Below are 26,356 nucleotides of genomic sequence, written 5' to 3' on the forward strand. Positions count from 1 at the left end.
GCCTGAGCCATGGCGCACGCACTCTCCGCGGATGGCTGGCAGGGCGAGCGGCGGCGGGCCTTCCTCGCCGGGCTCTCGCCCGCGCTGGCGGTGCTGCTGCTGATCACCCTGGTGCCGGCGGCCGCCCTGCTGGTGGCGAGCTTCACGCCGCTGCAGCTCACCGATCCTTCGGGCACCTTCCGCTTCGACGACCCGCTGGTCAACTACCGGCAGCTGCTGCACGACGGCCGCTTCCTCGCATCGATCGCCGTGCAGCTGAAGCTGTCGGTGTCGAGCGTGCTGCTGCAGCTGGCCGCGGGCCTGGGCCTGGCGCTGCTGCTGAACGGCAAGTCGCGCGTGCTCGAAGGCGCCCGGACGGTGTTCCTGATCCCGATGGTGCTGCCGCCGATCGTGGTCGCGCTGATCTGGAAGATCATGTACACGCCCGACATCAGCCCGCTCCACCGCGGCCTCGAAGCGCTGGGCTGGCCGGTCCGCTCGCTGATCGCCAACCCGGACACCGCGTTGTGGGCCATCTCGCTCGCGGACACCTGGCAGTGGTTTCCGTTCACGATGCTGATGGTGCTGGCCTCTCTGCAGATGATCCCGGACGACCCCATCGAGGCCGCCACGCTCGAGGGCGCCAGCCGCTGGCAGCTGTTCCGTCATATCGTGCTGCCGTACATCCGCCCGGTGCTGGTCGTGTGCGCGCTGTTTCGCCTGATCGACAGCTTCAAGGCCTTCCCGCTGATCTACGTGCTGACCAACGGCGGCCCGGGCAGCGTCACCGAGGTCACGAACTTCTACGGCTTCATCCAGGCCTTCAACTTTTCCTACTGGGGCTATGCGAGCGCCATCGCGACCGTGATGCTGGTGGGCGTCTTCCTGCTGAGCTGGCTGGTCGGCAGACTGGGCTGGAGCGACCATGACAAGCGCTAGCGGAACCTGGAGTGCCGACGAGATCGAACTCGGCCACGACGAAGGCATCGCCGCAAGCCCTGCGCGCGCGGCGAGGCGCCTAGCAGGCGCGACGCGGCGTCGATCCTGGCTCTCGCGGCATGCGCGCGCACTCGCGGTGGTGCTGCTGCTGGTCATCGTTCTGTCGCCCTTCCTGTGGCTGGTGCAGCTCGCCTTCCGGCCTGCGGCCGACATCTTCGAAGACAGCCTGCTGTTCATGCCGACACTGGACGGCTTCATCAGCCTGCTGCAGGGCAACTTCCCGAAGTCCTTCGGCAACAGCCTGCTGGTCAGCACGCTGTCGACCGGCTTCTCGCTCCTGATCGGCGTGCCGGCCGCCTACGCGCTGACGCGCTGGAACTTCAAGGGCCGCGACCGCATCGCGCTGTGGATCCTGGTGACCCGCATGGCGCCGCCGATCGCCTTCACGATTCCCTTCTTCCTGGCCTACCAGTACCTCGGCCTGCAGGACACCGTGATCGGCCTCGCGATCGTCTACCTGACCTTCAACCTCGCGATCGTGATCTGGCTCATGCAGACCTTCTTCGAGGCGGTGCCAGCGACCCTGGAGGAAGCCGCCTGGATCGACGGCTGCGGCATCTGGCAGGCCTTCTGGCGCGTGTCGCTGCCGCTGACCGCCCCCGGACTCGCGGCCACCGCGGTGCTGTGCTTCATCTTCTCGTGGAACGACTTCTTCTACGCGCTGATCCTGACCCGCACCAACGCGATCACGGCGCCGGTGGCGATCGTCAACTTCCTGCAATACGAGGGCTGGGAGTGGACCAAGATCGCCGCCAGCGGCACGCTCGTGATGTTTCCCGTCGTGGTGTTCACCGTGCTGGTTCGAAAGTACCTGGTGCGCGGCCTCACGGCCGGCGGCGTCAAGGATTGACCCTCCCCCCTTTCCGACCTCCTCATGGCCTCCATCACCATCCGCCAACTCGCCAAGAACTTCGGTCCTGCGCCCGTCATCCGCGGCATCGACATCGACATCCGCGACGGCGAATTCGTCGCACTGGTCGGCCCGTCCGGCTGCGGCAAGTCCACGCTGCTGCGCATGATCGCCGGCCTCGAGAGCATCGACGCGGGCGAGATCCTGCTGGGCGAGCGGCGCATCAACGACGTGGCGCCGCGCGATCGCGATGTCGCGATGGTGTTCCAGAACTACGCGCTGTATCCGCACATGACGGTCGGCCAGAACCTCGGTTTCGGCCTGACGATCCAGGGCTTGAAGCCCGCCGACATCGCCCGCCGCGTGCGGCAGGCGGCTGAAACGCTGGGCCTCGGCGACCTGCTCGATCGCCGGCCGCGCCAGCTCTCGGGCGGCCAGCGCCAGCGCGTCGCCATGGGTCGCGCCATCGTGCGGCAGCCCCAGGCCTTCCTGTTCGACGAGCCGCTGTCGAATCTCGACGCCAAGCTGCGGGTGCAGATGCGCACCGAGATCAAGGCCCTGCACCAGCGCCTGGGAACGACCACGGTCTACGTGACCCACGACCAGGTCGAGGCGATGACGATGGCCGACCGGATCGTGGTGCTGAAGGACGGCCTGATCGAGCAGGTCGGGGCGCCACTCGAACTCTACGACCGGCCCCGGAATGCCTTCGTGGCGGGCTTCATCGGTTCGCCGGCGATGAACTTCATCCCGGGGCGCCTGCAGCTCGACGGTGCCCCCTCCGTCCTGACGGACGACGGCTTGCGGCTGCCGTTGACGTCGGCATCCCGCGGCGCTCACGGCGATCGCGTGCTCTACGGCACGCGCCCCGAACATTTCACGATCGACCCGACCCGCGGACTCTCCGCCGATGTGATCGTGGTCGAGCCCACCGGCGCCGAGACCCAGGTGGCGCTTCGCCTGGCCGGCCAGACCGTCATGGCGGCGTTCCGCGACCGGATCGGCGCCCGGCCGGGCGACCGTCTGGCGCTTTGGCCGGTGGCCGGCGAGGCGCACCTCTTCGACGCGGCCGGCGGCCAGCGCCTCAACTGACCGCGCCACGTTTGCCGACTGCATGCTGCCGCCGGCGCGCCACCGCTCGACGCCCGGCGCATAAGTTTGCGCGTTTTCCTTCGTTCCCCGCCGGGCCGAGGGACGTCACAGTGATGACTCTTCCACTCGACATGCCCGCCCCATGCTCCCTGTCCGCCGCCGCGCCGCGCTGATCGCCGCGCTTTCCCTTGCCTCCACGGCCCTTTTCACCACCAGCGGTGCACTGCACGCGCAAGACAGGAAAGCCCTCAAGATCGGCGTCTCCGTCGGCAGCGGCGAGCAGATCTGGGAAGTCGTCAAGAAGGCGGCGGCACGCGACGGCCTGGCCGTCGAGGTCGTCGTGTTCAACGACTACCAGCTGCCCAACGCCGCGCTGGCGGCCGGCGATCTCGACGCCAACGCCTTCCAGCACCAGCCCTTCCTCGACAACCAGAACAAGTCGCGCGGCTTCGACATCGTGCCCGTGGGCCTGACGATCACGGCGCCGCTGGGCTTCTACTCGCGCAAGATCAAGTCGATCGATGCGCTGCCCGACGGCGCGTCGGTCGGCATCCAGAACGACCCGTCCAACGGCAACCGCGCGCTGCTGCTGCTGCAGGAGGCCAAGCTCATCACGCTCAAGCCCGAGGCCGTGAAGAACAACAACGCCACGCCGCTCGACGTGGTGTCCAACCCCAGGAAGCTCAAGCTGGTGCCGCTCGATGCCGCGCAGCTGCCGCGCTCGCTGGACGACCTGACGATCGCCTCGATCAACAACGACTACGCCGAGAAGGCCGGGCTGACGCTGGCCAAGGATGCGGTGATCAAGGAGTCGCCGAAGGGCCCGTACGCCAACATCATCGCGGTGCGCCGCGCCGACAAGGACAAGCCCTGGGCGCAGCAGCTCGTGAAGGCCTACCACTCGCCCGAGGTGAAGAGCTTCATCGAGACCAAGTTCAGCGGCGCGCTGGTGCCGGCATTCTGAATCGGCCTGCTCGGGCCACGGCTTCAAGCACACCGACGGACTTGAAAGGAAGACCCATGAGAATCCTCGTGGTGGGTGCTGGCGCCCTGGGCGGCTACTTCGGCGGCCGGCTGCTGCAAGCCGGGCAGGACCTGACCTTCCTGCTGCGCCCGCGACGCGCGGCCCAGCTCGCCGCGGGCGGGCTGCGCATCCACAGCCCCGCGGGCAACGCGCACCTGCCGTCGCCGCCGGTGCTGCTCGCGCATCAGATCCGGTCGACCTACGACCTCGTCATCGTGGGCTGCAAGGCCTACGACCTCGAGGGCACGATCGCCGCGTTCGCGCCCGCGGTCGGGCCCGGGACCGCGATCCTGCCACTGCTCAATGGCCTGCGCCACCTGGACCGGCTGACCGAGCGCTTCGGCTACCGCCATGTGCTGGGCGGCCTCGGCGTGATCTCCGCTGCGCTCGACGACAGCGGAGATGTCGTGCAACTGAGCCGAGACCACACCCTCGCCTTCGGCGAACTCGACGGCGAACGCAGCGCGCGCAGCGAAGCGATCGCAGCCGCCTTCGCCACGGCCAACTTCGAGAGTCGGCCGACCGACAGGATCCTGCAATCGATGTGGGAGAAATGGGTGCACATCGCCACGCTCGCCGGCGCCACCAGCCTGATGCGTGCGAGCGTGGGCGACATCGCGCAGGCGGGGGCGCAGGACGTCGCCCTCGAACTGCTGAACGAATGCAGCCGCATCGCCGCGCACAACGGCTTCCCGCCCAGTCCCGAGGCCCTGGGCAGGACCCGCGCCACGGTCACCGCGCCGGGCTCGGCACTGACCGCCTCGCTGCTGAAGGACATCGAGCGTGGCGCCCCGACCGAGGGCGATCACATCCTCGGCGATCTGCTGCGTCGTGGCCGCTGGTCGACTGCCGACACCGTGCTGCTGCCGCTGGCCTATGCGCAACTGCGCAGCTACGAGGCCCGCCGTTCGCGAGAGGCCGCCGAAGCGGCCCCTGCGCAACGCCTCGTCGCCTGAACTGGCGCTGCAGGCGCCCGCCGCGCCCGTCCCCGCATCGGGTCAGCCGGCCCTGCGCTGGGCCGCCAGCTTGCGCACCACCGCCACCAGCCGGTCGATCTCGTCGAAGGTGTTGTAGAACGCGAGCGAAGGCCGCACCGTGGTCTCGACCCCGAAGCGCCGCAGGATCGGCTGGGCGCAGTGGTGCCCGGTGCGCACCGCGATGCCCTCGTCGTTGAGCGCCTGGCCCACCTCCTCGGTGCTGTAGCCGGCCAGCACGAAGGACATCACGCTGGCCTTGTCGTCCGCGGTGCCGATCAGCCGCACGCCCGGGATCGCGCCCAGCTGCTGCATGCCATACACCAGCAGCTCGTGCTCGTAGCGCGCGATGTTCTCGATGCCGACCCGGTTCACGTAGTCGATCGCGGCGCCCAGACCCACCGCGTCCGCGATGTTGCCGGTGCCGGCCTCGAACTTGTTCGGGATCGGCTGGAACACCGTCTTCTCGAAAGTCACGTCGGCGATCATGTTGCCGCCGCCCTGCCAGGGCGGCATGTCCTCGAGCAGCTCGCGCTTGCCCCAGACCACGCCGATGCCGGTCGGTCCGAACACCTTGTGGCCCGAGAACACGAAGAAGTCGGCCCCGATGTCCTGCACGTCGACCCGCATGTGCGAGACCGACTGCGCGCCGTCGACCAGCGCCACCGCGCCGGCGCGGTGCGCCAGCTCGACGATCTGCTTCACCGGCACGACCGTGCCGAGCGCGTTCGAGACCTGCGTGACGGCGACGATCTTCGTGCGGTCGTTGAGCAGCTTGCGGTACTCGTCGAGCAGCACCTGGCCCGAGTCGTCGACCGGGATCACGCGCAGCTTCGCGCCCTTGGCCGATGCGAGCTGCTGCCACGGCACGATGTTGGCGTGGTGCTCGAGGTTGCTGACGATGATCTCGTCGCCCTCGCCCACGTGCTGGCCGCCCCAGCTCTTGGCCACCAGGTTGATGGCCTCGGTGGTGCCGCGCACGAAGATCACTTCGTCGACCTCCGGCGCATTGATGAACTTCCGCACGCGCTCGCGCGCGCCTTCGTAGGCATCGGTCGCGCGGGCCGCGAGTTCGTGCGCCGCGCGGTGGATGTTCGAGTTCTCGTGTTCGTAGAAGTACGAGATGCGGTCGATCACCGACTGCGGCTTGTGCGTGGTGGCCGCGTTGTCGAACCAGACCAGCTGCCGGCCATTGACGCGCTCCTGCAGGATCGGGAAGTCGCGCCGCACCGCATGCACGTCGAAGGGCTGGCGCTGGCCGGCCGCCACCGCCGGCACGTCGCCGTGCGGCGACGGCTTGGCCGGCGTCACGTAGCCGCTGGTCAGGCGCACCGAGTCGACGAAGTAGTACTGCGGCTGCGCCGAGGCCTCGGCCGCCGGCACGGGTGGCCCTGGCGGCTTCGCCCCCGGCAGGCCCTGGACACCCTCCGAGGGCTGGCCGTAGCTGTCGCCCAGGAAGTAGAACGGCGATGACTGCGCAGGCGTTGCCGCCAGCGCTTCGGGCACGCCGAGAACCGCGCCGCCCAGCCGCGGCTCGTAGGCCGGCAAGGCGCCCAGCAGGTTCTCCGGCACGCCGTTGCCGGCCTGCGCGTGCGGCTGCAGCGCCGGTGCGCGGTTGCCCAGCGACAGCACCTGCGTCGGCGAAGCCGGGATCAGGTTGCTGCCCGGCAGCTGGCCTTGCGGGATCGGCGTGCCCGGCACGCTGGGCCCGAACCCGGCCGGGCTCGCGAGCGGCGAGCCGGGCGGAGCGAGTTGCGACGGCGCCTGCACGCCGGGCGGCTCGGCCTGGCCCGGCAGTGCCGCGAACAGCTGGCTCGCCATCCGCGCCAGCACGGCCGGGTCGAAGGGCGCCTCGGGCTGCCGTGGCACTTGGGGCAGCCCCGGTAGAGAAAGTGAGGTGCTCACTGCGCGGCTTACTTGTAGGTGTCGAGGACGGTGTAGTCGTGGTACTTGCCGATCTCGACGTCGTCGAGCACGGCCAGCGCGTCGCTGGTCAGCACCGCGACCGAGCAGTACAGCGAGATCAGGTAGGACGCGATCGCATGGTTGTTGATGCCCATGAAACGCACCGACAGGCCCGGGCTCTGCTCGCCGGTGAGCCCCGGCTGGAACAGCCCGACCACGCCCTGGCGCTTGTCGCCCACGCGCAGCAGCAGGATCTTGCTCTTGCCGTCGGCCACCGGCACCTTGTTCGACGGGATCAGCGGAATGCCGCGCCAGGTGATGAACTGCGAGCCGAACAGGCTCACGGTCGGCGGCGGCGTTCCGCGGCGCGTGGCCTCGCGGCCGAAGGCGGCGATCGCCAGCGGATGGGCCAGGAAGAAGGCCGGCTCCTTCCAGACCTTGGTCAGCAGCTCGTCGAGGTCATCGGGCGTCGGCGCGCCGGTCAGCGGGAAGATCCGCTGCTCGTCGGTCACCTGCGACAACAGGCCGTAGTCCGGGTTGTTGATGAGCTCGCTCTCCTGGTTTTCCTTGATCGTCTCGATCGTCAGGCGCAGCTGCTCCTTGATCTGGTCGTGCGGGCTGCTGTAGAGGTCGGAGATGCGGGTGTGGACATCGAGCACCGTGCTGACCGCATTGAGGTAGTACTCGCGCGGCTTCTCCTCGTAGTCGACGAAGGTGCGCGGCAGCTGGTTCTCGCTTTCCTTGGCCGTGCAGACGACCTGGATCGACTCGGGATTCTTGACCTTGTTGAGGCGGTAGATGCCGGCCTCGACCGGAACCCATTGCAGCAGGTGCGTGAGCCAGCGCGGGCTGATCGTTTCGAGCTGGGGAACGCTCTTGGTGGCATTGGCTAGCTGGCGGGCGGCGTTGTCGCCAAGGGCGGTGGTACCACCGACGGTTGCGGTCATGGGGAGGGACTCCGTGGTTTCAAGAAAGGACGATTGCAGGAAAGTGTCCCGGGATCCGGGTTTTCCCTCAACGGGCTATAGCCGCCAAACTGATGAGCTGGCCGGCGCGCTGCTGGTCGAGCAACTGGCAGTGCGAGAGCAAGGCCGCGACGTCGATCTGCAGCGCGAAGGCCAGCTTCTCGGCTGTGACGATCGAGGCGATCACGCGGCCGCGCTCGATCTCGCCGACATAGGAACGATCGAGTTCGGAGCGTTCGGCCAGCTGCACCTGCGACCAGCCGTTCTGCACCCGCAGCTGCCGCACGGTCACGCCGAAGCGCTCGACCAGCGCGCTCACCGCGCGGCCACCGCGAGGGCTTCGCCGACCGGCGCGGCGTTCTGCACGCCGGCCTGGGTCACGCTGGCGCCGGCCGGCACGTCGGCGGTCAGCCAGACGTTGCCGCCGATGACCGCGCCGCGGCCGATCGTGACGCGCCCGAGGATCGTCGCGCCCGCATAGATCACGACCTCGTCCTCGACCACCGGATGCCGCGGCAGGCCCTTCTGGAGCAGGCCGTGGGCATCGACGGGAAAGCGCTTTGCGCCGAGCGTCACCGCCTGGTAGATGCGCACGCGCTGGCCGATCACCGCGGTCTCGCCGACCACGACACCGGTGCCGTGGTCGATGAAGAAGCCGCTGCCGATCTGCGCGCCCGGATGGATGTCGATGCCGGTCTGTCCGTGGGCCAGCTCGGCGACGATGCGCGCCAGCAGCGGCAACTCCAGCCGATAGAGCTGGTGCGCCAGCCGGTGGTAGATCATCGCCAGCACGCCCGGATAGCACAGCAGCACCTCGTCGACGCTGTGCGCCGCCGGGTCGCCCTGGAAGGCGGCGGTCACGTCGCTGTCGAGCAGCCGGCGAATGCCCGGCAGGGCGGCGCCGAATGCGCGCACGGCTTCGCGCGCCTGGGCATCGATCTCGGTCGCCGCACGCGGCGCATGGCGCCCCACATACTGGAGCTCGAGCCGCGCCTGCTCCAGCAAGGCATGCAAGGCGGCATCGAGCGTGTGGGCAACGTAGAAGTCCTCGCCGTCGTGGCGCAGGTCCGAGGGGCCGAGCCGCATCGGAAAGAGCGCGCCCTTGAGCTGCTCGATCACGACCGAGAGCGCGTCGCGCGACGGGAACTCCCGACCGGCGGGCTCGCGCGATCGCTTCTGCGCATCGCGCCATTCGCCGCGCACGCTGCGCAGCGCCCCGACCACCTGGTCGACATCGAATCCCGTCATTGTTTTCCTCCTCGATTCGGTCGCGCGCCGCGGGTGCTCAGTCCTGGACCCAGGGCAGCTTGTGAAAGCGCCAGCCGTCGGCCGAGCCGCGGTGCTGGTCGGCATCGATCTCGCCCTCGAATCCCTCCAGCACGTTGAAGACATGTGTGAAGCCCGCCTTGGCCGCCGCCTCGGCCGCCAGCGCCGAGCGCTTGCCGCTGCGGCACAGCAGGAGCACCACGGCGTCCTTGCCGCCGTCCTTGGCCAGCTTGGCCTCGAGTTCGCGCACGAAACGCGGGTTGCGCGTGAGGGCGGTGCCGGTGGCCCACGGCACATGCAGGCTCTCGGGCACGTGGCCGACGAACTTGCGCTCCTCGCCCGAACGCACGTCGACCAGCACCGCTTCGCGCCGCTGGACCAACTGCCATGCGACTGGCGGCGCGACGCCGCCGGCATAGGCCAGGTTGTGTTGCTCGGCTGCGGCCTGGGCTTGCTCCAGCGCGGCCGGAAGTGCGAGGGTCTCGACGTCCGATGACATGAAAGGATGCTCCGTTGCAGGGTGGTTGCTTGGCTCGCCGTGATGGCGATAGCCCACTTTAGGCGCGGCCGGAGCCAGAACGAACTACCGAAAAGTCAATTCCTAACAACCATCTCATCTATGGGCCCGCGGCCCGTTGCCGTGCACCGGGATGGACAGGCCGCGCCAGCCCCAGGTGCTCGCGAAGCGTGCGGCCCTCGTAAGCCGTGCGGAACAGACCGCGCCGCTGCAGCTCGGGAATCACCAGCTCGGCAAAGTCCTTGAGGTCATGCGGCAGCGTCGGCGCCAGCACGTTGAAGCCGTCGGCCGCGCCGGTGCTGAACCAGTGCTCGAGCTGGTCGGCAATCGACTCAGCAGTGCCGACCAGTGTCCAGTGACCCCGCGCACCGGCCACCTTCTCGTAGAGCTGGCGGATCGACAGGTTCTCGCGCCGGGCCATTCCCTCGAACAGTTCCTGCCGGCTCTTCCAGCCTTCCGTGACCGGAAGGTCCCGCGGAAACGGCCCGTCGATGTCGTAGCCCCTCAGGTCGACATTGCCCAGGAAGGTCGACAGCAGGCCGATGCCCAGCACCGGATCGATCAGGCCCTGCAGCTGCTCGAACTTCTCCTGGGCCTCCTGCTGACTGCGGCCGACGAAGGGCGAGATGCCGGGCAGGATCTTGAGCTGGTCGGCGCTGCGGCCATGCGCGGGGAGCCGGCCCTTGAGGCCGCCGTAGAACGCCCTCGCCGCCTCGACGCTCTGCTGCGCCGTGAACACCACCTCGGCCGTTGCAGCGGCCAGGTCCTGGCCATCGCCCGAGGAACCCGCCTGCACCAGCACCGGATAGCCCTGCGGCGATCGCGGCGTCTGCAGCGCGCCGTGCACCTTGTAGTGCTCACCCTGGTGTGCCACGCGGTGCAGCCTGGCCGGGTCGAAGAAGCGGTTGGCCTCCTTGTCGTGGATGAAGGCATCGTCCTCCCATGTGTCCCACAGCCCCTTGACGACCTTCACGTACTCGTGGGCGCGGGCATAGCGGTGCGCATGCGCGAGCTGCTGGTCGAGGCCGAAGCTGCGGGCCTCGAAGTCGCTGCCCGATGTGACGAGGTTCCAGCCGCTGCGGCCCTGGCTGACCTGGTCGAGCGCCGCGTACTTGCGCGCCAGGTGATAGGGCGGCAGGTAGGTCGACGAGACCGTGGCCACCAGCCCGATGTGCGTGGTCGACTGCGACAGCGCCGCCAGCGTGATGAGCGGGTCGAGCGGATACCACAGCGCGTTCTTCGCCACCACCTCGTCGGGCGGGCCTGGCATGCCCACGTTGTCGGCAAAGAAGATGGCGTCGAACTTCGCGTCCTCCGCGATGCGCGTCCAGGCCTTCAGCGAATCGATGCTGCTGGCCGCGCCGGGATCGACGTCGGGGTGGCGCCAGGCCGCCAGGTGATGGCCGACGCCGAAGAAGAAGGCACCGAGGTGCATCTGCCTGCGGGGATGGCTCATCGCGCCGCCACCAGTCCGGCGGCATTGGTGGGTGCCCAGTAGCCCTCGAGCCTGAGTTCCTTCAGCGCGCGGTTCAGGAAGGTGGGATCGACCCAGGCCTGCGCATCGAAGGTCTGGCGGATGATGCCGACCTTCTTCGCGCCGTCGATCACGTCGGCGTAGTGCGACACGAAGCCGTTGTCCAGCAGCGGCGAGTAGCGGTCCTTGAGGATCGTCCCTTCGAAATCGCTGGCGAACAGCGCCACGGGCAGGCCGCTGATGTCATGGAAGCGGGCGAACAGTTCATTGCGCTTGCCCTCGTCGAGCGAGGCGGCATGCGCCTGCCGCACCAGCACCTTGACCAGCCGCGTCAACGCTTCCGGGTACCTGGTCGCGAATTCGTCGGTCGCGATCGTGCCCGAGTTGATGCCGTAGATCGGGCCCTTGCCGCGGGTGCTGACCGGGATGTCGGCCGTCCCCGCGAGCTTCAGCAGCTGCAGGTCGGAGCCGCCGAAGGTGGCATCGATGTCCTTGCTCACGAGCGCCGCCTTGGAGGTCGGCCAGTCGAGATTGGTGAAGCGCACGTCCTTCTCGGTCAGGCCCTGGTCTTCGAGCAGCCGGTTGAACGACAGCTGGTAGGCCGTCCCGCGCAGCACCGCGACGCGCTTGCCCTTCAAGTCCTTGAAGCTCTGGATGTTCGAGCCCAGCGCGGTCGCGAGATAGCTGTTGCTGCCGCGACCGCCGGCATGCACCACCCGGGTCTTGAGGCCGCTGGCGCGGCCGATGACGCCCGCCAGGTCGCCGAGGAAGACGACGTCGAGCTGGCCGGTGGCGAGCGCCTCGTTGATGGCCGGGCCGGCGCCCTTGAAGAACTTCCATTCGACCTTGACGCCGTCCTTCTCGAACTCGGCCTCGATCGCCTTGCTCGCGTAGGCCAGCGACACCGGCCCGGCACCGGCAAACGACTTGCCGGCACTGCCCTGTTCGGGCGCCGCCAGGCGAATCACCCGCGGCAGGTCGGCGGCATGCGCGGCGGCCGCTCCTCCCAGGGTGGCGAGGGCGACGGCGAAGGCCACGAACGGCCGGCGGCCGACTGAATCGAGAGAGAAGCTCATGGGAGGGTCCTGGGTACGAACAAGCGGGGAACGGGTCAGAGCGCGACAGCCGAGGCACCGAACTCCGCCAGCACGACTTCCTTGATCTCGGCGAAGTCCGGCGAAGTGCGGTTGCGCGGATGCGGCAGCGGCACGGGCACCACGCGGCGGACCCGGCCCGGCCGCGGCGCCATGACCACCACCTTGTCGCCGAGGAACACCGCCTCCTCGACGTCGTGCGTGACCAGCACCGTCGTGATGCCCTCGGCCTGCCAGATGCGCTGCAGCTCCTGCTGCAGCTGCGAGCGCGTGATCGCGTCGAGCGCGCCGAAGGGTTCGTCGAGCAGCAGGATCTCCGGCCGGTTCACGAGTGCACGGGCGATCGCCACGCGCTGTGCCATGCCGCCCGACAGCTGGTGCGGCCATGCGTTCTCGAAGCCCTTCAGGCCGACCAGCGCGATGTGGTCGCGTACGGCGAAGCGCTTCTGCCCTTCGGTCATCGGCGCGTTCAGGAGCCCGAGCGCGATGTTGTCCTCGACCGTGAGCCATGGAAACAGCCGGTGCTCCTGGAACACGATGCCCCGGTCGAGGCTGGTGCCGACGATGCGCCGGCCGTCGAGCAGCAGCTCGCCCTGGTAGTCCTGTTCGAGGCCCACCAGCAGCCGCAGCAAGGTCGACTTGCCGCAGCCGCTGGTGCCCACGATGCTGACGAACTCGCCCGGCTCGATCCGCAGGGAGATGTCGTCGAGCACCTGGAGCGGCGCGCCGTCGACGTCGTATTGCTTGCTCAGGTGCCGGATGTCGAGCGTGCCTGCGTTGTTCGCCATGGTGATGAAGTCGCTCCCTCGTTGCCGTTCAGAACTGCGCCACCGAACGGCCACGCCATGCCAGCAGGCGGTGTTCCACCCGCGTCGCGATCCAGTTGAGCGTGAAGCCGACCAGGCCGACCACGATCACGCCGAAGATCACCAGGTCCATCTCGAAATGCTCGCGGCCGTCGATCATGGTGTTGCCGATGCCGACGCCGGCCACCAGCAGGTACTCCGCTCCGAGCGTCGCCAGCCAGGCGTAGATGAGCGCCAGGTGGATGCCCGCGAAGATCGACGGCGAGGCGCTCGGCAGCACCACCCGCGTCAGCATCTGGCGGCGATCGAAGCGCAGCACGCGCGCCACCTCGATGAACTCGCGCGGCACGCTGCGGATGCCTTCGAAGGTGTTCAGCACCACCGGAAAGAAGGCCGCGAGCGACAGGAAAGCCACCTTGGCCGCATCGCCCAGGCCGAACCAGACGGAGATCAGCGGGATCCAGGCGAACAGCGAGATCTGCTTGAGCGTGTGAAAGCTCGGCCCCACCGCGCGTTCGAACAGCCGCGAGAAACCGAGCGCGGCGCCGAACACCAGCCCGCCGGTCGCGCCGATCGCGAAGCCCGCCAGGTTGCGCCACAGGCTGGCGCCCAATGCCACCTTCAGCTCGCCGCTGGCGGTGTAGCGCAGCGCACGCTGCCACACTGCAGCGGGCGAAACCAGCAGCGCCGAGCTGCTCCAGCCGAAATGGAAGGCCGTCCACCAAAGGACGAGCAGGCCGACCGGGATGACCCAGCCGCGCAGCGCCTTCGGCACCGAATGGCGGGCCGGCCGCTGCACGGCCGGTGTCCGAAGCAATGTCTCGGCGTCGCTCATGAGGAAAGTCGTGGGGCGGCGCGGCTCAGAATCCGGCCCGACGCCAGCGCATGAGCCGGGTCTCGATCAGCGCCAGCGCCCGGTCGAGCGCGAAGCCCACGGCACCGACCACCACCACCGCGGCCAGCACGACGTCGAGCTGGAACAGCTGCCGGCCATAGACGATCAGGAAGCCGATGCCCTCGCTGGAGGCCAGCAGCTCGACCACCACCAGGGCCAGCCAGGCATGGGTGAAGCCGTAGCGAACCCCGTTCCAGATCGGCGCAAAGGCAGACGGGAAGACCACCTGGGTCAAGAGCTGCCAGCGCGTGAAGCGCAGCACCCGGGCGACCTCGATGTAGCGGGTCGGCACGCCCTCGATGCCCTTCAGGGTGTTGAGCGCCACCGGCACCAGCGCCGCCTTCGCGATCAGGATCACCTTGAGCGCCTCGTCGATGCCGACCAGCAGCATCAAGAGCGGCAGCCAGCCCAGCACCGGGATCTGGCTGAAGGCCTTGAAGAGCGGATAGACGTAGTCCTTGAAGGTCGGCCACAGGCCCATCGCGACACCGAGCGCGCCGCCGGCGACCAGGCCGACCGCAAACCCGGCGAAGACGCGCAGGAGGCTGACCCGCAGATGACCCCAGATCTCTCCGCTGTCGAACAGGTCGAGCAGCGTGCCCCAGACGGCTGCCGGCGACGGCAGCACCTGCGGTGCGATCCACTCGAACCGTGCGCCCAGATACCACAGCAGCAGGACGGCCAGCGGAAAGGGCCAGCCGGCCAGGCGTGGCAGCAGCTGCCGGCTCCAGCGGCGCCAGGCGGGTTGTCCCGATGCGGCCGCGCGGGCCAGGACGACGGGGAGACGGGCGGACGGAGTCGACACGGGAGATCGGGGTTGGGCTGCGGGGAGTCAGGCGGCCGGTGCGATCAAGCGGCCGCCAGGGCCTGGTCGAGATCGGCCAGCAGGTCGTCGATGTGCTCGATGCCGACCGACAGGCGAACCGTGTCCTCGGTCACGCCGGCGCGGGCCAGTTCCTCGGGCGAGAGCTGGCGGTGCGTGGTCGACGCCGGATGCGTCGCCAGCGAGCGCACGTCGCCGATGTTGACCAGGCGCGTGAAGAGCTGCAGCGCATCGAGGAACCTCGCGCCGCCTTCGCGGCCGGCGCCGATGCCGAAGGTCAGCACGCCGCTGGCCTTGCCGCCGAGGTACTTGCGCGCCAGCGCGTGGTCGGGGTGATCCTCGAGCGCCGCGTAGTTGACCCACTTCACGGCCTTGCTCCGCTTCAGGTGCTGCGCCACCGCCAGTGCGTTGCTGCTGATGCGGTCCATGCGCAGCGCCAGCGTCTCGATCCCCTGCAGGATCAGGAAGGCATTGAAGGGCGAGATCGCCGCGCCGGTGTTGCGCAGCGGCACGACGCGCGCGCGGCCGATGTAGGCCGCGGCACCGAGCGCCTCGGTGTAGACCACGCCGTGGTAGCTCACGTCGGGCTCGTTGAGCCGCTTGAAGCGCTCCTTGTGCTCGGCCCACGGGAACTTGCCCGAGTCGACGATGGCACCGCCGATGCTGGTGCCGTGGCCGCCCAGGTACTTGGTGAGCGAATGCACCACGATGTCGGCCCCGTGCTCGATCGGCCGACTCAGGTAGGGCGAGGGCACCGTGTTGTCGACGATCAGCGGCACGCCGTTCCGGTGCGCGATCTCGGCGATGGCCGCGATGTCGGTGATGTTGCCGGCCGGGTTGCCGAGCGACTCGACGAAGATGGCCTTGGTCCTGCCGTCGATCAACGGCTCGAAGCTCTTCGGGTCGCGGTGGTCGGCAAAGCGCGTCGTGATCCCGTACTGCGGCAGCGTGTGGGCGAACAGGTTGTAGGTGCCGCCGTAGAGCGCGGTGCTGGAGACGATGTTGTCGCCCGCCTCGGCGATGGTCTGGATCGCGTAGGTCACGGCCGCCTGGCCCGAGGCCAGCGCGAGCGCCGCGATGCCACCCTCGAGTGCCGCGACGCGCTGCTCCAGCACGTCCTGGGTCGGGTTGTTGATGCGCGAGTAGATGTTGCCCGGCACCTTGAGGTCGAACAGGTCGGCGCCATGCTGCGCGCTGTCGAACGCATAGGCCACGGTCTGATAGATCGGCGGCGGAACGGCGCGCGTGGTCGGCTCCGGCGAATAGCCGGCATGCACCGAGAGGGTTTCGAATTTCCAGTTGCTCGACATCGGGCCTCCTCGGGCCTGCCTCATGGCGTTGGGTCTATCGGATGGGTTGAAAGAGCGCGGCCTGCAAGGTGTCGACGCGACGCGGCAGCAGCTTCTCCGCGAAGAAGGCATCGCCGATGCGCTGCTGCTCGCCGAGGCCGGCGGGCACGACCCGGCGGACCTCGTAGCTGCGCCGCGCGTTGGCCTGCTCGACGGTGGCGACATCCAGCCCCCACACCGGCGCCAGCAGTTCCGCGGCCTCCCGGGGGTTGCTCTTGACCCACTTGCCCGTCTTGTCGAGCGCGGCGTAGATCACGCGCAGAACCTCCGGGCGCGACTGCGCGAACTTGGTCGAGGCGAGGTAGTAGCGTTGGTAGGACGCGATGCCGGTACCGTCGGCGAGCACGCGCACGCCGGCCTGGCGCTGTGCCGCCGACAGGAACGGGTCCCAGATCACCCAGGCATCGATCGCTCCCTTCTCGAAGGCCGCGCGACCGTCCGCGGGCGTCAGGTAGGCGACCTCGATGTCCTTCAACGACACTCCGCCCTTGTCGAGGGCGGCCAGCAGCAGGTAGTGGCCGCCGGAGCCCTTGGCCACGCCGATCTTCTTGCCCTTGAGGTCGCCGAGGGACTTGAGCGGCGAGTCGGCGCGCACCACGATCGCCTGCGCGGTCGGCGACGGCGCCTCCTGGGCCACGAAGGTGAGCTGCGCCCCCGCGGCCTGCGCGAACACCGGCACGGTGTCGGCGACATCGGCGCTGAAATCGAGATTGTCGAGGTTGAGCGCCTCGAGCAGCGGCAGGCCGCTGGTGAACTCGTGCCAGGTCAGCTTCACGCCCAGTGGCGCGAGTTCGCGTTCGAGCGCGCCCTGCGCCTTGAGCACGGCGATCAGCGTGGAGGACTTCTGATAGCCGATGCGAACCGGCGGCTGGGTCTGGGCGACGGCGACCGTCGCCGCCAGCGCGATGCCGATGGCCAGCATCGCACGTCGAAGGATCGGGGGGAAGAATCGGGATGTCATTTGAATTTGCTTCACCAGGAATGCGCCAGCATCGGCAGACCCGCAGCCACCGCGGCCGCCTGGATACGCCGCGCCACCCGCGCCGGCACATGGCCGCGCGGCGCGCGCCGTGCCACTTCGCGTGGCGACGCCGGTGCGATCCGCCAGGCGGAACCGGTGCGCTCGATCACGTGGCGGGCTTGCTGGGCAGGTGTCGACTCGATGTGCATGCGCGTTGGACTCCGTCTATGCCGGGCGCTCAGGGCTTGGCCACGACGACCGCGTCGCTGACCTTGATGGCCTTCGGGATCAGCTTCAGGTCGAAGAAGACATCCGCGATCTTCTGCTGGTCCGCCGCGACCTCGGCCGTGATCGGCTTCACGTTGAACTCATAGCGGCGCAGCGCGAGCTCGACCACATCGACCGGCAGGCCCTGCAGGGGCGCAATCTGCTCGGCCGCCTGGCGCAGGTTCTTCTTGAGCCAGATGCCCTGGGCCACCGAATCCTCGAACAGCGCCTCGATCACGTTCGAGTGCTTCGTGACGAAGCCGCGTTCGCCCAGGTAGTACTGGTAGTTGTTGACCACGCCGGGCGTGCCGTCGGCCAGCACGCGGGCGCCGGTCGCCTTCTCGGCGGCAGCCTGGAACGGATCCCAGATGACCCAGGCATCGACGTTCCTGCTCTCGAATGCGGCGCGGCCGTCGGCCGGCGCCAGGTAGACCGGCTGGATGTCGCTGAGCTTGAGGCCGTTCTTCTCGAGTTGCTTCACCAGCAGGTAGTGCACGTTGCTGCCCTTGTTGAGCGCAACCTTCTTGCCCTTGAGATCGGCGACCGAACGGATCGGCGAGTCCTTGGTGACGAGAATCGCCTCGGCCCGCGGCGCCGCCGGGTCGTAGCCGAAGTAGACGAACTTGGCGCCCGCCGCTTGCGCGAAGATCGGCGGCGCTTCGCCCACGTAGCCGACGTCGACAGCGCCGACATTGAGGCCTTCGAGCAACTGCGGACCGGCCGGGAACTCGACCCACTTCACGCCGAAGCCGAGCGGCTGCAGCCGCTTCTCCAGGCTGCCTTGCGCCTTCTGCAGCACGAACAGGCTCGCCGACTTCTGGTAGCCGATGCGCAGTTCTCCCTTGGGCGCCTGTGCATGCGCCGAGGTGGCGGCCAGGAAGCCGGTGATGAGCGCGATGGCGCAGACCACGAGCGTACTGAGCGCGATGTCGCGCAGGATCTGCCAGATGGAGCCATCCGGGGAGTCAGGCTTGAAGTCTTTGGTGGGAGCGTGTGATGTGGGGGAGTTCATGGAGTCGTCAGGAAAAGCGATCGCGATTGTCCGAAGGGGTGGCGCGAAGTGGAACAACCGTTAAGTCAGTTGCATATAGCCAAATCAACCGACTACGCCGCCGCGGGCGTGGGTGCATTCGCCCGGCCACTTGCGCGCAGCGCATCGACGCTCCACGGGCCGGCACCTGCCGCGGCGAGGTACAGGAACACGAACGAGAACAGCACCGCGGCCTCGCCCTGGTTCAGGAACGGGACCAGCACGAAGCCCTTGGTCGCATGACCGAGGAAATAGGCGAAGGCCAGCAGGCCCGAGAGGACGAACGCGGTCGGCCGCGTGAAGAGCCCGATCAGCAGCAGCACGCCGCCCACCAGTTCGAGAATGCCGGCGACGCCGAGCAGCGAGAAGATCTGGAGGTTGTCGAAGAAGGCCACGCGAGGAAAGCCGAGCAGCTTGGCCGAGCCATGCTGGATCAGCAGAAAGGCCGAGACGATGCGCAGCACGGACAGGACACGGGGCGCCAGGAGTTCGGGATTGCGAATGGACATGGTGGACCGATCAATGAAGAAGGAGTGGAGTCCTGGGCATTCTGCGGACGCGCAGCGGGCCCGCGAACGAACGAATGCGAGTTTGCAGATGCGCTTTCCGTTGGCGCCGAGGGGCGGACCGGGCTCGGACACGCAAGGCATAAGCTTCGAGGAAATCCGTCTTTGGCGGCATCGATGGCCATCGCGTACAAGTGCAGCCATGCCTTCGAACCGCCAACTCAAGCTCGGCGCCTTCATGCGCCCCGTCAGCATCCACACCGGTGCCTGGCGCTACCCGGGCGCCTTCGCCGACGCCAACTTCAACTTTGCCCACCTCAGGCGCTTTGCGCAGACGCTGGAGCGCGCGCGCTTCGACGCCTTTTTCATGGCCGACCATCTCGCCGTGCTCAACATGCCGATGGAGGCGCTCCAGCGCAGCCACACCGTGAGCTCGTTCGAGCCCTTCACGCTGCTGTCGGCGCTGAGCCAGGCCACCGAGCGCATCGGCCTGGTCGCGACCGCCTCGACCACCTTCGACGAGCCCTTCCACGTCGCGCGCCGCTTCGCCTCGCTCGATCACCTGAGCAATGGCCGCGCCGGCTGGAACATCGTCACCACCTCCAACCCCGACGCCGCGCTCAACTTCGGCCGCGAGGACCACATGGCGCACGACGAGCGCTATGCGAGGGCGCGCGAGTTCCACGACGTGGTGACTGGGCTCTGGGACAGCTGGGCCGACGACGCCTTCGTCCGCGATGCCGCGAGCGGCCGCTACTTCGACCCGGCACGCCTGCACACGCTGGCCCACAAGGGCAAGTACTTGTCGGTGCGTGGCCCGCTGCACATCGCGCGGCCGGTGCAGGGCTGGCCGGTCATCGTGCAGGCCGGCGCATCGGAGCCCGGGCGGCAGCTCGCGGCCGAGACGGCCGAAGTCATCTTCGCCGCCCACGGCACGCTCGACGAGGGCCGAAGCTTCTATGCCGACGTCAAGGGCCGGCTCGCGGCGCTGGGCCGCGAGCGTGATCACCTCAAGATCCTGCCGGCGGCTTTCGTGGTGGTCGGTGACACCCTTGAGGAGGCGCGCGCCATCCGCGCGAGGCTCGACAGCCTGGTGCACTGGGAGAGCGCCATCGCATCGTTGTCGATCGCGCTCGGTGTCGATGCGTCGAAGTTCGACCCCGACCGGCCGCTGCCCGCGGTGCCCGACACCAACGCCAGCAAGAGCAGCCAGCAGCGCGTGATCGCGCTGGCCGAGCGCGAGGGCTTCACGGTGCGCCAGCTGGCGCAGCGCCTCGGCGGCTACGGCGGCCTGGCCTTCGTCGGCACTGCGCAGACCATCGCCGACGAGATGCAGGAGTGGCTGGACAGCGAAGGCTCCGACGGCTTCAACATCATGTTCCCGTGGCTGCCGGGCGGGCTCGACGCCTTCGCCGACAAGGTGGTGCCCGAGCTGCAGCGGCGCGGGATCTTCCGGCGCGAGTACGAGGGCGCCACCTTGCGCGAGAACCTCGGCCTTCCGCGCCCCGCCAACCGCTACTTCCCGGACACGACGGCTACCGGTTCGGCTGCGGCGTGATGCGCAGGTAGGGCCGGATCGCCTTGAAGCCCTTCGGAAAGCGCTCGGCCAGCTCGGCCGGGTCCTGCAGGCTCGGGAGGATCACGACGTCGTCGCCGTCCTTCCAGTTCACCGGCGTGGCCACCTTGTGGCTGTCGGTCAGTTGCAGCGAGTCGATCACGCGCAGGATCTCGTCGAAGTTGCGCCCGGTGCTCGCCGGATAGGTGATGGTGGTGCGGATCACCTTCTTCGGATCGATCACGAAGACGCTGCGGACGGTGGCCGTGGTCGAGGCGTTCGGGTGGATCAGGTCGTAAAGATCGGCCACCTTGCGGTCGGGGTCGGCCAGGATCGGGAAGTCGACGGTGGTGTTCTGCGTCTCGTTGATGTCGCCGATCCATTGCTTGTGCTTGTCCGCCGGATCGATGCTGACCGCGATCGGCTTCACGCCGCGCCGGGCGAACTCGCCCGATAAAGCCGCGGTCTTGCCGAGTTCGGTGGTGCACACGGGCGTGAAGTCGGCGGGGTGCGAGAACAGCACCACCCACGAATCGCCGGCCCAGCGATAGAAGTCGATCTCGCCTTCGCTGGAGTCCTGGGTGAAATTGGGCGCGGTGTCGCCGAGTCGCAGGGTGGCCATGGAATCTCCTGGGTGATGAAAGCCCGCGATTGTCGAAAGGCATGGCGCGAACGCCAACGAACGACTTGTTCTTTCGATATCGGGATTCCGCATGGAAGCGAGGCCTCGCCGCGTCCGTCTCGAACTGAGACAGGACCAGCGCCGAGCGCCACGCCCAGAAAGTGAGCCAGGCTTCCGGCGCCTGGGGTTCCGAAGGCGGCTACCTCTGCGTCTTGAACCACTTGTCGTGGATCTGCTCGTAAGTCCCATCCTGATAGACGCCGAGCAGCGCTTCGTTGATCCGCTTGCGAAGCGGGCTGCCCAGCGCAACCACGATGCCGTACTTCTCCGGTCTGAACACAGGGCCGACAACTTGCAGTGATCCATTGCCTGATGTCGCAGCCCAATACTGCAGCGTGGGGGCGTCGAACACGATGGCCTGAACCTTGTCGTGCGTCAGCAAGTCGATGGCGGCCGCGGCGTTTGCGACCTCGACAAAAGGCTGGTGCAGATTCGAGAGGTAGTCTGCCGCCACAGTGCCCGGCACGGTCGCCACCGTCTTGCCGGGCAAGTCCCCCGGACCGGTGATGGTCGACCGCAACCTCTGCACCGTCTGCGATGAGGTAACCGTCGCGGTCAATTGCGTGATCAGTACGATGCCCATCAGCCAGACGCTGGCGATCACGATACGCCTCAGGGTGCCTGGGTCGCGGCGTTCGCCATGCTCGCCGGTCGCGATGATCAGCGTCGTGTTCCACATCTCATTGCCGATGGCCGCCAGGTATCCCTTGCCAAGATCCAGGCCTCGTCTTCGCTCGATGACCCAGAGCACGTTGGCGCAGAGAAAAACAAGCACCAGCGCCGCGCCGAACAGCTTTCCGATGGACTTCCAAGGTATGGCCATCAATGTTGCAAGAATGGGACCTTCCGCTTCGGCGCGGACCATGATCTGCAGGCCCGAATCAAAATAGGCTTGCGAGAAATCGATGACGCGCTCGCGCTCAGGCGTCATGACAATGGCCGAGATGGCGACGTCCGCGTCGCCACGAGGCACGCTTTCAAGCTGGTCCGCACGTGAGCCCGCGTCCACCCAGACGAACTCGACACCCATTCGACGCGCGAGCTCGCGCCACAGGTCGACGCTGAATCCCTTGAACCGGTCCCCCTCCTTGATGACGAAAGGCGCCAGCGCACCCGTGGCCACCCGCAACGGCCGGGTCTGCGGCGGAGCCGCCTCCTCCGCGTACACCGACGAAGCACACGCCAGCACCAGCCACATCAAGGCCAAGCCCTGCGATCGGAGTGAATTCGTTTGCACCACCGACACCTCCATCCGACATTCTGGCGCAATCGATCGAAGTGGAATGCCGGAACGCGGCCATTCGCGATCTTCCGCTGATGGCCGTAAGCGCGCTGTCGTACGCGCGCCGATACTGGGCGATAGCAGCTGGCCTCAGGGCCGGCAAGTCGCCGACGTCTTGGACCTGTCGCGCATCAGGTGGAACCTCGGCAGCGGCCCCGAATACCCTGGGGAGCACAAATCACCGGAGGTTTCGTGTGGATGACCTAGCTCTTCTTGGAGGTCTTGGCAAAGAACTGCGTCGGCTGGTGCTGAACGGCCTCGCTGGCACACTTCGGGCAACGCAGGCGAGCAGTCTCATGCTCAGCGACGTGTTCGATGTGCTCGAAAACCTCGCCGCACTTTGCGCAACGATATTGGTACGTAGGCATGGTCCTTCTCCACCCATGTGGGTTGGGCAAGTTTTGTCAGGCAAGCGCCCGCTCCTGGCGTCTCATCCTACGACGATGGTGCTTCCGTGGAAACACTTTTTCGGGACTTGGTGGAGGTCAGCCAATGGGCCGCAGTGTCGTACCAGGATGGGGTCAAGAATAGACGAGGGTCAGGACGGCGAAAAGCAGCACCCGACCACGAAGACGAGTCCGTCGCCCCGGCTGCTTTCAGCTTCTGGCCAGGAATGCGGGAAGCAGCCGAGCCGCTCCCTGAAGAAGGACGAACTCGGCATCCGATAGCGGCGAGCTCTTCATGTCGAAGTGGCTGAGCGTGCCCCACAGGTGCCCTGTGCATTCGTCAAGGAGCGGAACGCTGTGATAGGAGATGACGACTCCCTGGAGCGGATGCCCGCTCAGCCGCGGGTCGGCTGCGGAATCGATGGTCCGAAAGGATTTTCCCCGCTGCACGAACTGGCAGAAACTCTGCGTGAACGGGACGACCGACAGATAGTCCGGTCGCTTCCTGCCCTGCTTGTCATGCAAGAGCACGTTGTGGAGAAGCGGGCCTGCGAAGCGATAGATGGCGGTGTAGCGAGGCGACACGCCTTCATTGAGATATGCAAGCGCCCCGACAGGGCCTTTGGTCGCCAGTGCCTCGGAAACTGCATCCAATCCGCGCGCTGTAATCATTGATTGATGCTAGCTACGCTGCCATCATTCAAAAAGCGCGAGGCCGTTCTTTAGGTGCAGCCATGAATTCACACCTAAGTTCTAGTTTCGTCTGGACCTGGGGGCAACGGTGCAATGACCGCCGAGCGTCCGTTGCTGGCCCGAATTCCGCCTTCGACGGTCATCCGCAACGCAAGGCCGGCAGCGCGCTATTTCTGCGAAAGCCCCAGGACGTCAAGAATCTCCTTCTCCCGCTTCATCGACTCGACTGCGAAAGCTTGGTATGCCTTCGGGCTCTTGTAGTCAGGTTCCATATCGAACCGACCCAAGACATCCTTGAACTCTTTCGTCTCCATGGCTTGCCTGAACGCATCATGCAGCTTGGCCGAGATGACCGGGTCCATACCCTTGGGACCAACGAGCCCCCACGGCGATGTCTGGACGATGTTCAAGCCGCTCTCCTTTAGGGTGGGAACGTCGGGATAGCGGCTCATTCGCTTGCTCCCCCAGACCGCAATCAAACGCAGCTTTCCACTGTCTACGTAGGGAACAAAAGCTGATGTCTCCGCCGCAGAATCGACCTGTCCAGCCACGATGGCCTGAAGCGACTCCGCGGACCCCTTGTATGGGATGTGATTGAGCGTGACTCCGTAGTGCCGCGACACCTGCTCCATGGTCAGGTGATTGGTCGTCCCGACGCCTGGCGTGCTGTACGTGAGCTTGCCCGGATTGGCTTTGGCGTAGGCAACAAAGTCGTTGAGGTTCTTGATCTGGGAGCCAGCTGGCACCACGATGCCGAACGCGTAGCCCGTCAGACCGATGACGTAGCTAAGGTCCTTCGATGGGTCCCACTTGATGCCTTGCGTGTATGGCAATCGGTAGACGCTCGCTGGGGCAATCGCGAGGGTGTACCCATCTGGTGTTGCGGCCTGCAAATTTTGCGTGGGGATGACCCCTCCCGCCCCCGGCTTGTTCTCGATGACGACAGGCTGCTTCAGAATCGTGCCGACCTTCTGGGCGAGCACGCGCATGGGCGCATCGGTCGACCCACCTGGGGCAAAGCCGAGCATCACGTGAATGGGACGGGATGGATACGCCTCCGGCCTCTCATCCGCGCGACCTTGGGCTGCAAATCCCAGGGCCAATGCTGCGATGGCTGCGAACGTCCTGCTTGTTGATGCATGCTTCATGTGATGTCTGGACTCTTGGAGGGTGATAAATTGGACGAGAGAGGGCTGGCATTGCCCGAGTTCTGTGTCGACCGGCTCTACGCGCCGGCCGCCAAGTCGTCCGGCGACTTCGCAAGCTCTCGCAGCACGTGCTTGAGCACCTTTCCGTTCGGCGCCGATGGCAGTGTCTTCACGAGCCGGATGTCCGTCGGCTGCTTGTAGGGTGAGAGTTGGCCCCGCAGGTACGAGCGCAGGTCGCTCATATCGATAGCAAAGCCATCCCTGGTTTCGACAAACGCGACCACTTCCTCGTTGTGCCCAACTTCGCGGCCCACGACCGCCGACTGCACAACCGCCGGATAGGCGTTGAGCACTTGCTCGACCTCGACGGGATAGACGTTGAAGCCTGAGCGGATGATGAGTTCCTTGGTGCGACCGGATATGAAGAGAGCTCCATCGGGACCGCATCTGGCCATGTCGCCCGTGTTGAACCAGCCCTCGGAGTTGATGACGGTGGCCGTGAGCGCCTCGTCCTTGTAGTAGCCCTTCATGACGCCCGGCCCGCGGGCCCAGAGTTCACCTACTTCGCCTGGCGCGACTTCGTCGCCAGCGGCATCGACGATGCGCACGTCGACGCCCGGAATCGGCGGCCCCACGGAGCAGTCGGCTCGATCGCCGCCGATGCCAGTTTGCGCAATCGTCGGGGAGGTCTCTGTCAGGCCATATCCGTTCTGCAGTGGAAGCTTGAATTCGCGCTCGACCTCGGCCTTCAGGCTGGGTGTCAGTGGCGAGCCGGCGACCGTGATGAGCCGCAACCGTGGCGCGTGAATTGCCGTACCGCTCTGCCGGGCCCACTCAAGCATGCGGGCAAAAAGAGCGGGGACCCCAGTGAAGATGGTCACCCCGTCTTCGGCGAGCGCTCTGATAGTCCCTTCCGCTGTGAAGCGTGGTTCCAGCAGCAGCGCTGCCCCCGCTGACATTGCGCCTAGAAACTGCGTCGACAGGCCCACCACGTGCGCCATGGGCAGCACCCCGTAGACAACGTCGCCGGGACCGATGTTCCGGACATCCCGCGCCGACGTGGCCACGAAGGCCATGTTGCTGTGGGTCAGCATGACCCCCTTTGGGGACCCCGTCGTCCCCGAGGTGTAGACCATCGCAGCGACTTGCTCAGACGGGTCTGCATAGGAGGCCTCCGCCTTCACGTCTTCCGCCAGCGGGCCAATCGCGATGTCGCCCAGCTCAGAGGGGAATGAAGCTGCACCGTGGTGCTCGGCGTGGGCCTGCGCGCCGGTCGATACGTGCCCCAGGTAGAGCACACGACGCGCGCCCGAATGAGTAATGAACTGCGCGATTTCTCGCGACGTGAGCCGGGCGTTGACCACGCTGGTCCACGCGTCGATTCTGCTCAGTGCAAGGAACAGTACGCACATCGCGACACAGTTCTCCCCCACGATGAGCACTCGGTCGCCAGGGCGAACTCCGGCAGACTGAAGTCTCGCCGCCAGCAGCCGCGCTTGCTGGTCCAGCTCGCCATAGGTCATCGTCACGACGGCGTCTCGCAGAGCGAGGGCATTCGGCTGCTTCGCTACCCAGGGGTCGAGTAGCTCATGCACCCTGCGCGGCGTTTGTTGCTCAGGCTTCATCTCTGTTTTCCTTTGCGTTTGTCTCGGCGCAGAGTGTATGAAGCAAGTGGCCGAAGATGTGACTATTCAGTTCTGCAATGCAGAATTTCGATCGGCTCCGTAGAGCGCTAGCCTCGGATGCCCGCCGTCACCCTCTTCCCCTCTCATCGGTCGCGCTGGCGACTCGCGCAGGTCACAAACCACTGAATGCGGCGGTTCAAGGAGCAGCA

At 67.1% G+C, this 26,356-nt stretch carries 27 protein-coding genes; 6 read left to right on the plus strand and 21 right to left on the minus strand.

Annotated elements, in window-relative coordinates; translation table 11 throughout:
* Window positions 1–9: 9 nt before the first annotated feature.
* From QTI68_RS07730 to QTI68_RS07750, 5 genes are all read left to right on the plus strand, one after another.
* A complete protein-coding gene (locus QTI68_RS07730) occupies window positions 10–918 on the plus strand; it encodes a carbohydrate ABC transporter permease (RefSeq protein WP_286520741.1) in 909 nt (302 codons plus the stop codon).
* Window positions 905–1,828 (plus strand): carbohydrate ABC transporter permease, encoded by a 924-nt coding sequence (locus QTI68_RS07735; protein ID WP_286520743.1) that lies wholly within the window; start codon window positions 905–907, stop codon window positions 1,826–1,828. The genes QTI68_RS07730 and QTI68_RS07735 overlap by 14 nt, the downstream gene beginning before the upstream one ends.
* 24 nt (window positions 1,829–1,852) lie before the next feature.
* Window positions 1,853–2,920, plus strand: coding sequence for an ABC transporter ATP-binding protein (locus tag QTI68_RS07740; protein WP_286520746.1), 1,068 nt, complete (start codon window positions 1,853–1,855; stop codon window positions 2,918–2,920).
* Between the two features lie 142 nt (window positions 2,921–3,062).
* Window positions 3,063–3,884, plus strand: coding sequence for a MetQ/NlpA family ABC transporter substrate-binding protein (locus QTI68_RS07745; protein WP_286520748.1), 822 nt, complete (start codon window positions 3,063–3,065; stop codon window positions 3,882–3,884).
* Window positions 3,885–3,940: 56 nt separating this feature from the next.
* Entirely contained in the window at window positions 3,941–4,900 is a 960-nt protein-coding gene (locus tag QTI68_RS07750; RefSeq protein ID WP_286520749.1) for a ketopantoate reductase family protein, read from the plus strand.
* A 42-nt stretch (window positions 4,901–4,942) separates the two neighbouring features.
* Here QTI68_RS07750 and QTI68_RS07755 read toward each other — a convergent pair whose 3' ends face one another.
* The 15 genes from QTI68_RS07755 to QTI68_RS07825 form a co-directional block, all read right to left on the minus strand.
* On the minus strand, window positions 4,943–6,823 hold the full coding sequence (locus QTI68_RS07755; RefSeq protein WP_503011633.1) for a family 2A encapsulin nanocompartment cargo protein cysteine desulfurase: 1,881 nt from the start codon (window positions 6,821–6,823) through the stop codon (window positions 4,943–4,945).
* Between the two features lie 8 nt (window positions 6,824–6,831).
* The gene (locus QTI68_RS07760) at window positions 6,832–7,770 is read right to left on the minus strand and encodes a family 2A encapsulin nanocompartment shell protein (protein ID WP_286520750.1); all 939 of its coding nucleotides are present in this window, start codon (window positions 7,768–7,770) and stop codon (window positions 6,832–6,834) included.
* Window positions 7,771–7,837: 67 nt separating this feature from the next.
* A complete protein-coding gene (locus tag QTI68_RS07765) occupies window positions 7,838–8,107 on the minus strand; it encodes a helix-turn-helix domain-containing protein (RefSeq protein WP_286520751.1) in 270 nt (89 codons plus the stop codon).
* Window positions 8,104–9,036, minus strand: a complete 933-nt coding sequence (gene epsC / locus QTI68_RS07770) for a serine O-acetyltransferase EpsC (protein WP_286520752.1) — start codon at window positions 9,034–9,036, stop codon at window positions 8,104–8,106. Before epsC ends, QTI68_RS07765 begins: the two co-directional genes overlap by 4 nt.
* Window positions 9,037–9,073: 37 nt before the next feature.
* Window positions 9,074–9,553 (minus strand): rhodanese-like domain-containing protein, encoded by a 480-nt coding sequence (locus tag QTI68_RS07775; protein ID WP_286369717.1) that lies wholly within the window; start codon window positions 9,551–9,553, stop codon window positions 9,074–9,076.
* 118 nt (window positions 9,554–9,671) lie between these two features.
* Window positions 9,672–11,027 (minus strand): LLM class flavin-dependent oxidoreductase, encoded by a 1,356-nt coding sequence (locus QTI68_RS07780; RefSeq protein WP_286520754.1) that lies wholly within the window; start codon window positions 11,025–11,027, stop codon window positions 9,672–9,674.
* Complete coding sequence (locus tag QTI68_RS07785; RefSeq protein WP_286520755.1) at window positions 11,024–12,121, minus strand: ABC transporter substrate-binding protein; 1,098 nt, start codon at window positions 12,119–12,121, stop codon at window positions 11,024–11,026. Before QTI68_RS07785 ends, QTI68_RS07780 begins: the two co-directional genes overlap by 4 nt.
* A gap of 35 nt (window positions 12,122–12,156) precedes the next feature.
* Window positions 12,157–12,927: an ABC transporter ATP-binding protein gene (locus QTI68_RS07790; RefSeq protein WP_286520756.1), complete on the minus strand. Its 771-nt coding sequence runs from the start codon at window positions 12,925–12,927 to the stop codon at window positions 12,157–12,159.
* Between the two features lie 28 nt (window positions 12,928–12,955).
* Complete coding sequence (locus tag QTI68_RS07795) at window positions 12,956–13,780, minus strand: ABC transporter permease (RefSeq protein ID WP_286520758.1); 825 nt, start codon at window positions 13,778–13,780, stop codon at window positions 12,956–12,958.
* 25 nt (window positions 13,781–13,805) lie between these two features.
* The gene (locus QTI68_RS07800) at window positions 13,806–14,645 is read right to left on the minus strand and encodes an ABC transporter permease (RefSeq protein ID WP_286520759.1); all 840 of its coding nucleotides are present in this window, start codon (window positions 14,643–14,645) and stop codon (window positions 13,806–13,808) included.
* A gap of 44 nt (window positions 14,646–14,689) precedes the next feature.
* Window positions 14,690–15,973, minus strand: a complete 1,284-nt coding sequence (locus QTI68_RS07805) for an O-acetylhomoserine aminocarboxypropyltransferase/cysteine synthase family protein (RefSeq protein WP_286520761.1) — start codon at window positions 15,971–15,973, stop codon at window positions 14,690–14,692.
* Window positions 15,974–16,007: 34 nt separating this feature from the next.
* Window positions 16,008–16,973 (minus strand): aliphatic sulfonate ABC transporter substrate-binding protein, encoded by a 966-nt coding sequence (locus tag QTI68_RS07810; RefSeq protein WP_503011634.1) that lies wholly within the window; start codon window positions 16,971–16,973, stop codon window positions 16,008–16,010.
* Between the two features lie 11 nt (window positions 16,974–16,984).
* Complete coding sequence (locus QTI68_RS07815; protein WP_286520762.1) at window positions 16,985–17,182, minus strand: hypothetical protein; 198 nt, start codon at window positions 17,180–17,182, stop codon at window positions 16,985–16,987.
* A 29-nt stretch (window positions 17,183–17,211) separates the two neighbouring features.
* Window positions 17,212–18,252 carry a sulfonate ABC transporter substrate-binding protein gene (locus tag QTI68_RS07820; RefSeq protein ID WP_286520763.1) on the minus strand — a complete coding sequence of 347 codons (1,041 nt, stop codon included), beginning with the start codon at window positions 18,250–18,252 and terminating at the stop codon, window positions 17,212–17,214.
* 92 nt (window positions 18,253–18,344) lie between these two features.
* Entirely contained in the window at window positions 18,345–18,779 is a 435-nt protein-coding gene (locus QTI68_RS07825) for a DoxX family protein (RefSeq protein ID WP_286520765.1), read from the minus strand.
* 199 nt (window positions 18,780–18,978) lie between these two features.
* Between QTI68_RS07825 and QTI68_RS07830 the strand changes: the two genes are divergently transcribed.
* Window positions 18,979–20,334 carry an LLM class flavin-dependent oxidoreductase gene (locus tag QTI68_RS07830; protein WP_286520767.1) on the plus strand — a complete coding sequence of 452 codons (1,356 nt, stop codon included), beginning with the start codon at window positions 18,979–18,981 and terminating at the stop codon, window positions 20,332–20,334.
* Here QTI68_RS07830 and QTI68_RS07835 read toward each other — a convergent pair.
* From QTI68_RS07835 to QTI68_RS07860, 6 genes are all read right to left on the minus strand, one after another.
* Window positions 20,312–20,953 carry a peroxiredoxin gene (locus tag QTI68_RS07835; protein ID WP_286520769.1) on the minus strand — a complete coding sequence of 214 codons (642 nt, stop codon included), beginning with the start codon at window positions 20,951–20,953 and terminating at the stop codon, window positions 20,312–20,314. The genes QTI68_RS07830 and QTI68_RS07835 overlap by 23 nt on opposite strands.
* Window positions 20,954–21,152: 199 nt before the next feature.
* The gene (locus tag QTI68_RS07840) at window positions 21,153–22,265 is read right to left on the minus strand and encodes a transporter substrate-binding domain-containing protein (RefSeq protein ID WP_286520770.1); all 1,113 of its coding nucleotides are present in this window, start codon (window positions 22,263–22,265) and stop codon (window positions 21,153–21,155) included.
* 233 nt (window positions 22,266–22,498) lie between these two features.
* A complete protein-coding gene (locus QTI68_RS07845) occupies window positions 22,499–22,663 on the minus strand; it encodes an FmdB family zinc ribbon protein (protein WP_286520771.1) in 165 nt (54 codons plus the stop codon).
* 228 nt (window positions 22,664–22,891) lie between these two features.
* Entirely contained in the window at window positions 22,892–23,353 is a 462-nt protein-coding gene (locus QTI68_RS07850) for a guanylate cyclase (RefSeq protein ID WP_286520774.1), read from the minus strand.
* A gap of 188 nt (window positions 23,354–23,541) precedes the next feature.
* Window positions 23,542–24,522 (minus strand): Bug family tripartite tricarboxylate transporter substrate binding protein, encoded by a 981-nt coding sequence (locus QTI68_RS07855; protein WP_286520775.1) that lies wholly within the window; start codon window positions 24,520–24,522, stop codon window positions 23,542–23,544.
* A 77-nt stretch (window positions 24,523–24,599) separates the two neighbouring features.
* On the minus strand, window positions 24,600–26,147 hold the full coding sequence (locus QTI68_RS07860) for a class I adenylate-forming enzyme family protein (protein WP_286520777.1): 1,548 nt from the start codon (window positions 26,145–26,147) through the stop codon (window positions 24,600–24,602).
* Between the last annotated feature and the right edge of the window lie 209 nt (window positions 26,148–26,356).

It is taken from the genome of Variovorax sp. J31P207, from assembly GCF_030316965.1.
Taxonomy (GTDB): Bacteria; Pseudomonadota; Gammaproteobacteria; order Burkholderiales; family Burkholderiaceae_C; genus Variovorax; species Variovorax ginsengisoli_B.

Bases quoted from the DNA above. Each gene is read 5' to 3' on its own strand.
- QTI68_RS07795 (WP_286520758.1), bottom strand. From the start codon at position 13,780: ATGAGCGACGCCGAGACATTGCTTCGGACACCGGCCGTGCAGCGGCCG.
- QTI68_RS07735 (WP_286520743.1), top strand. From the start codon at position 905: ATGACAAGCGCTAGCGGAACCTGGAGTGCCGACGAGATCGAACTCGGC.
- QTI68_RS07750 (WP_286520749.1), top strand. From the start codon at position 3,941: ATGAGAATCCTCGTGGTGGGTGCTGGCGCCCTGGGCGGCTACTTCGGC.
- epsC (WP_286520752.1), bottom strand. From the start codon at position 9,036: ATGACGGGATTCGATGTCGACCAGGTGGTCGGGGCGCTGCGCAGCGTG.
- QTI68_RS07845 (WP_286520771.1), bottom strand. From the start codon at position 22,663: ATGCCTACGTACCAATATCGTTGCGCAAAGTGCGGCGAGGTTTTCGAG.
- QTI68_RS07830 (WP_286520767.1), top strand. From the start codon at position 18,979: ATGCCTTCGAACCGCCAACTCAAGCTCGGCGCCTTCATGCGCCCCGTC.
- QTI68_RS07730 (WP_286520741.1), top strand. From the start codon at position 10: ATGGCGCACGCACTCTCCGCGGATGGCTGGCAGGGCGAGCGGCGGCGG.
- QTI68_RS07740 (WP_286520746.1), top strand. From the start codon at position 1,853: ATGGCCTCCATCACCATCCGCCAACTCGCCAAGAACTTCGGTCCTGCG.
- QTI68_RS07825 (WP_286520765.1), bottom strand. From the start codon at position 18,779: ATGTCCATTCGCAATCCCGAACTCCTGGCGCCCCGTGTCCTGTCCGTG.
- QTI68_RS07835 (WP_286520769.1), bottom strand. From the start codon at position 20,953: ATGGCCACCCTGCGACTCGGCGACACCGCGCCCAATTTCACCCAGGAC.
- QTI68_RS07805 (WP_286520761.1), bottom strand. From the start codon at position 15,973: ATGTCGAGCAACTGGAAATTCGAAACCCTCTCGGTGCATGCCGGCTAT.
- QTI68_RS07745 (WP_286520748.1), top strand. From the start codon at position 3,063: ATGCTCCCTGTCCGCCGCCGCGCCGCGCTGATCGCCGCGCTTTCCCTT.
- QTI68_RS07860 (WP_286520777.1), bottom strand. From the start codon at position 26,147: ATGAAGCCTGAGCAACAAACGCCGCGCAGGGTGCATGAGCTACTCGAC.
- QTI68_RS07810 (WP_503011634.1), bottom strand. From the start codon at position 16,973: ATGACATCCCGATTCTTCCCCCCGATCCTTCGACGTGCGATGCTGGCC.
- QTI68_RS07785 (WP_286520755.1), bottom strand. From the start codon at position 12,121: ATGAGCTTCTCTCTCGATTCAGTCGGCCGCCGGCCGTTCGTGGCCTTC.
- QTI68_RS07780 (WP_286520754.1), bottom strand. From the start codon at position 11,027: ATGAGCCATCCCCGCAGGCAGATGCACCTCGGTGCCTTCTTCTTCGGC.
- QTI68_RS07760 (WP_286520750.1), bottom strand. From the start codon at position 7,770: ATGACCGCAACCGTCGGTGGTACCACCGCCCTTGGCGACAACGCCGCC.
- QTI68_RS07855 (WP_286520775.1), bottom strand. From the start codon at position 24,522: ATGAAGCATGCATCAACAAGCAGGACGTTCGCAGCCATCGCAGCATTG.
- QTI68_RS07850 (WP_286520774.1), bottom strand. From the start codon at position 23,353: ATGATTACAGCGCGCGGATTGGATGCAGTTTCCGAGGCACTGGCGACC.
- QTI68_RS07840 (WP_286520770.1), bottom strand. From the start codon at position 22,265: ATGGAGGTGTCGGTGGTGCAAACGAATTCACTCCGATCGCAGGGCTTG.
- QTI68_RS07815 (WP_286520762.1), bottom strand. From the start codon at position 17,182: ATGCACATCGAGTCGACACCTGCCCAGCAAGCCCGCCACGTGATCGAG.
- QTI68_RS07775 (WP_286369717.1), bottom strand. From the start codon at position 9,553: ATGTCATCGGACGTCGAGACCCTCGCACTTCCGGCCGCGCTGGAGCAA.
- QTI68_RS07820 (WP_286520763.1), bottom strand. From the start codon at position 18,252: ATGAACTCCCCCACATCACACGCTCCCACCAAAGACTTCAAGCCTGAC.
- QTI68_RS07790 (WP_286520756.1), bottom strand. From the start codon at position 12,927: ATGGCGAACAACGCAGGCACGCTCGACATCCGGCACCTGAGCAAGCAA.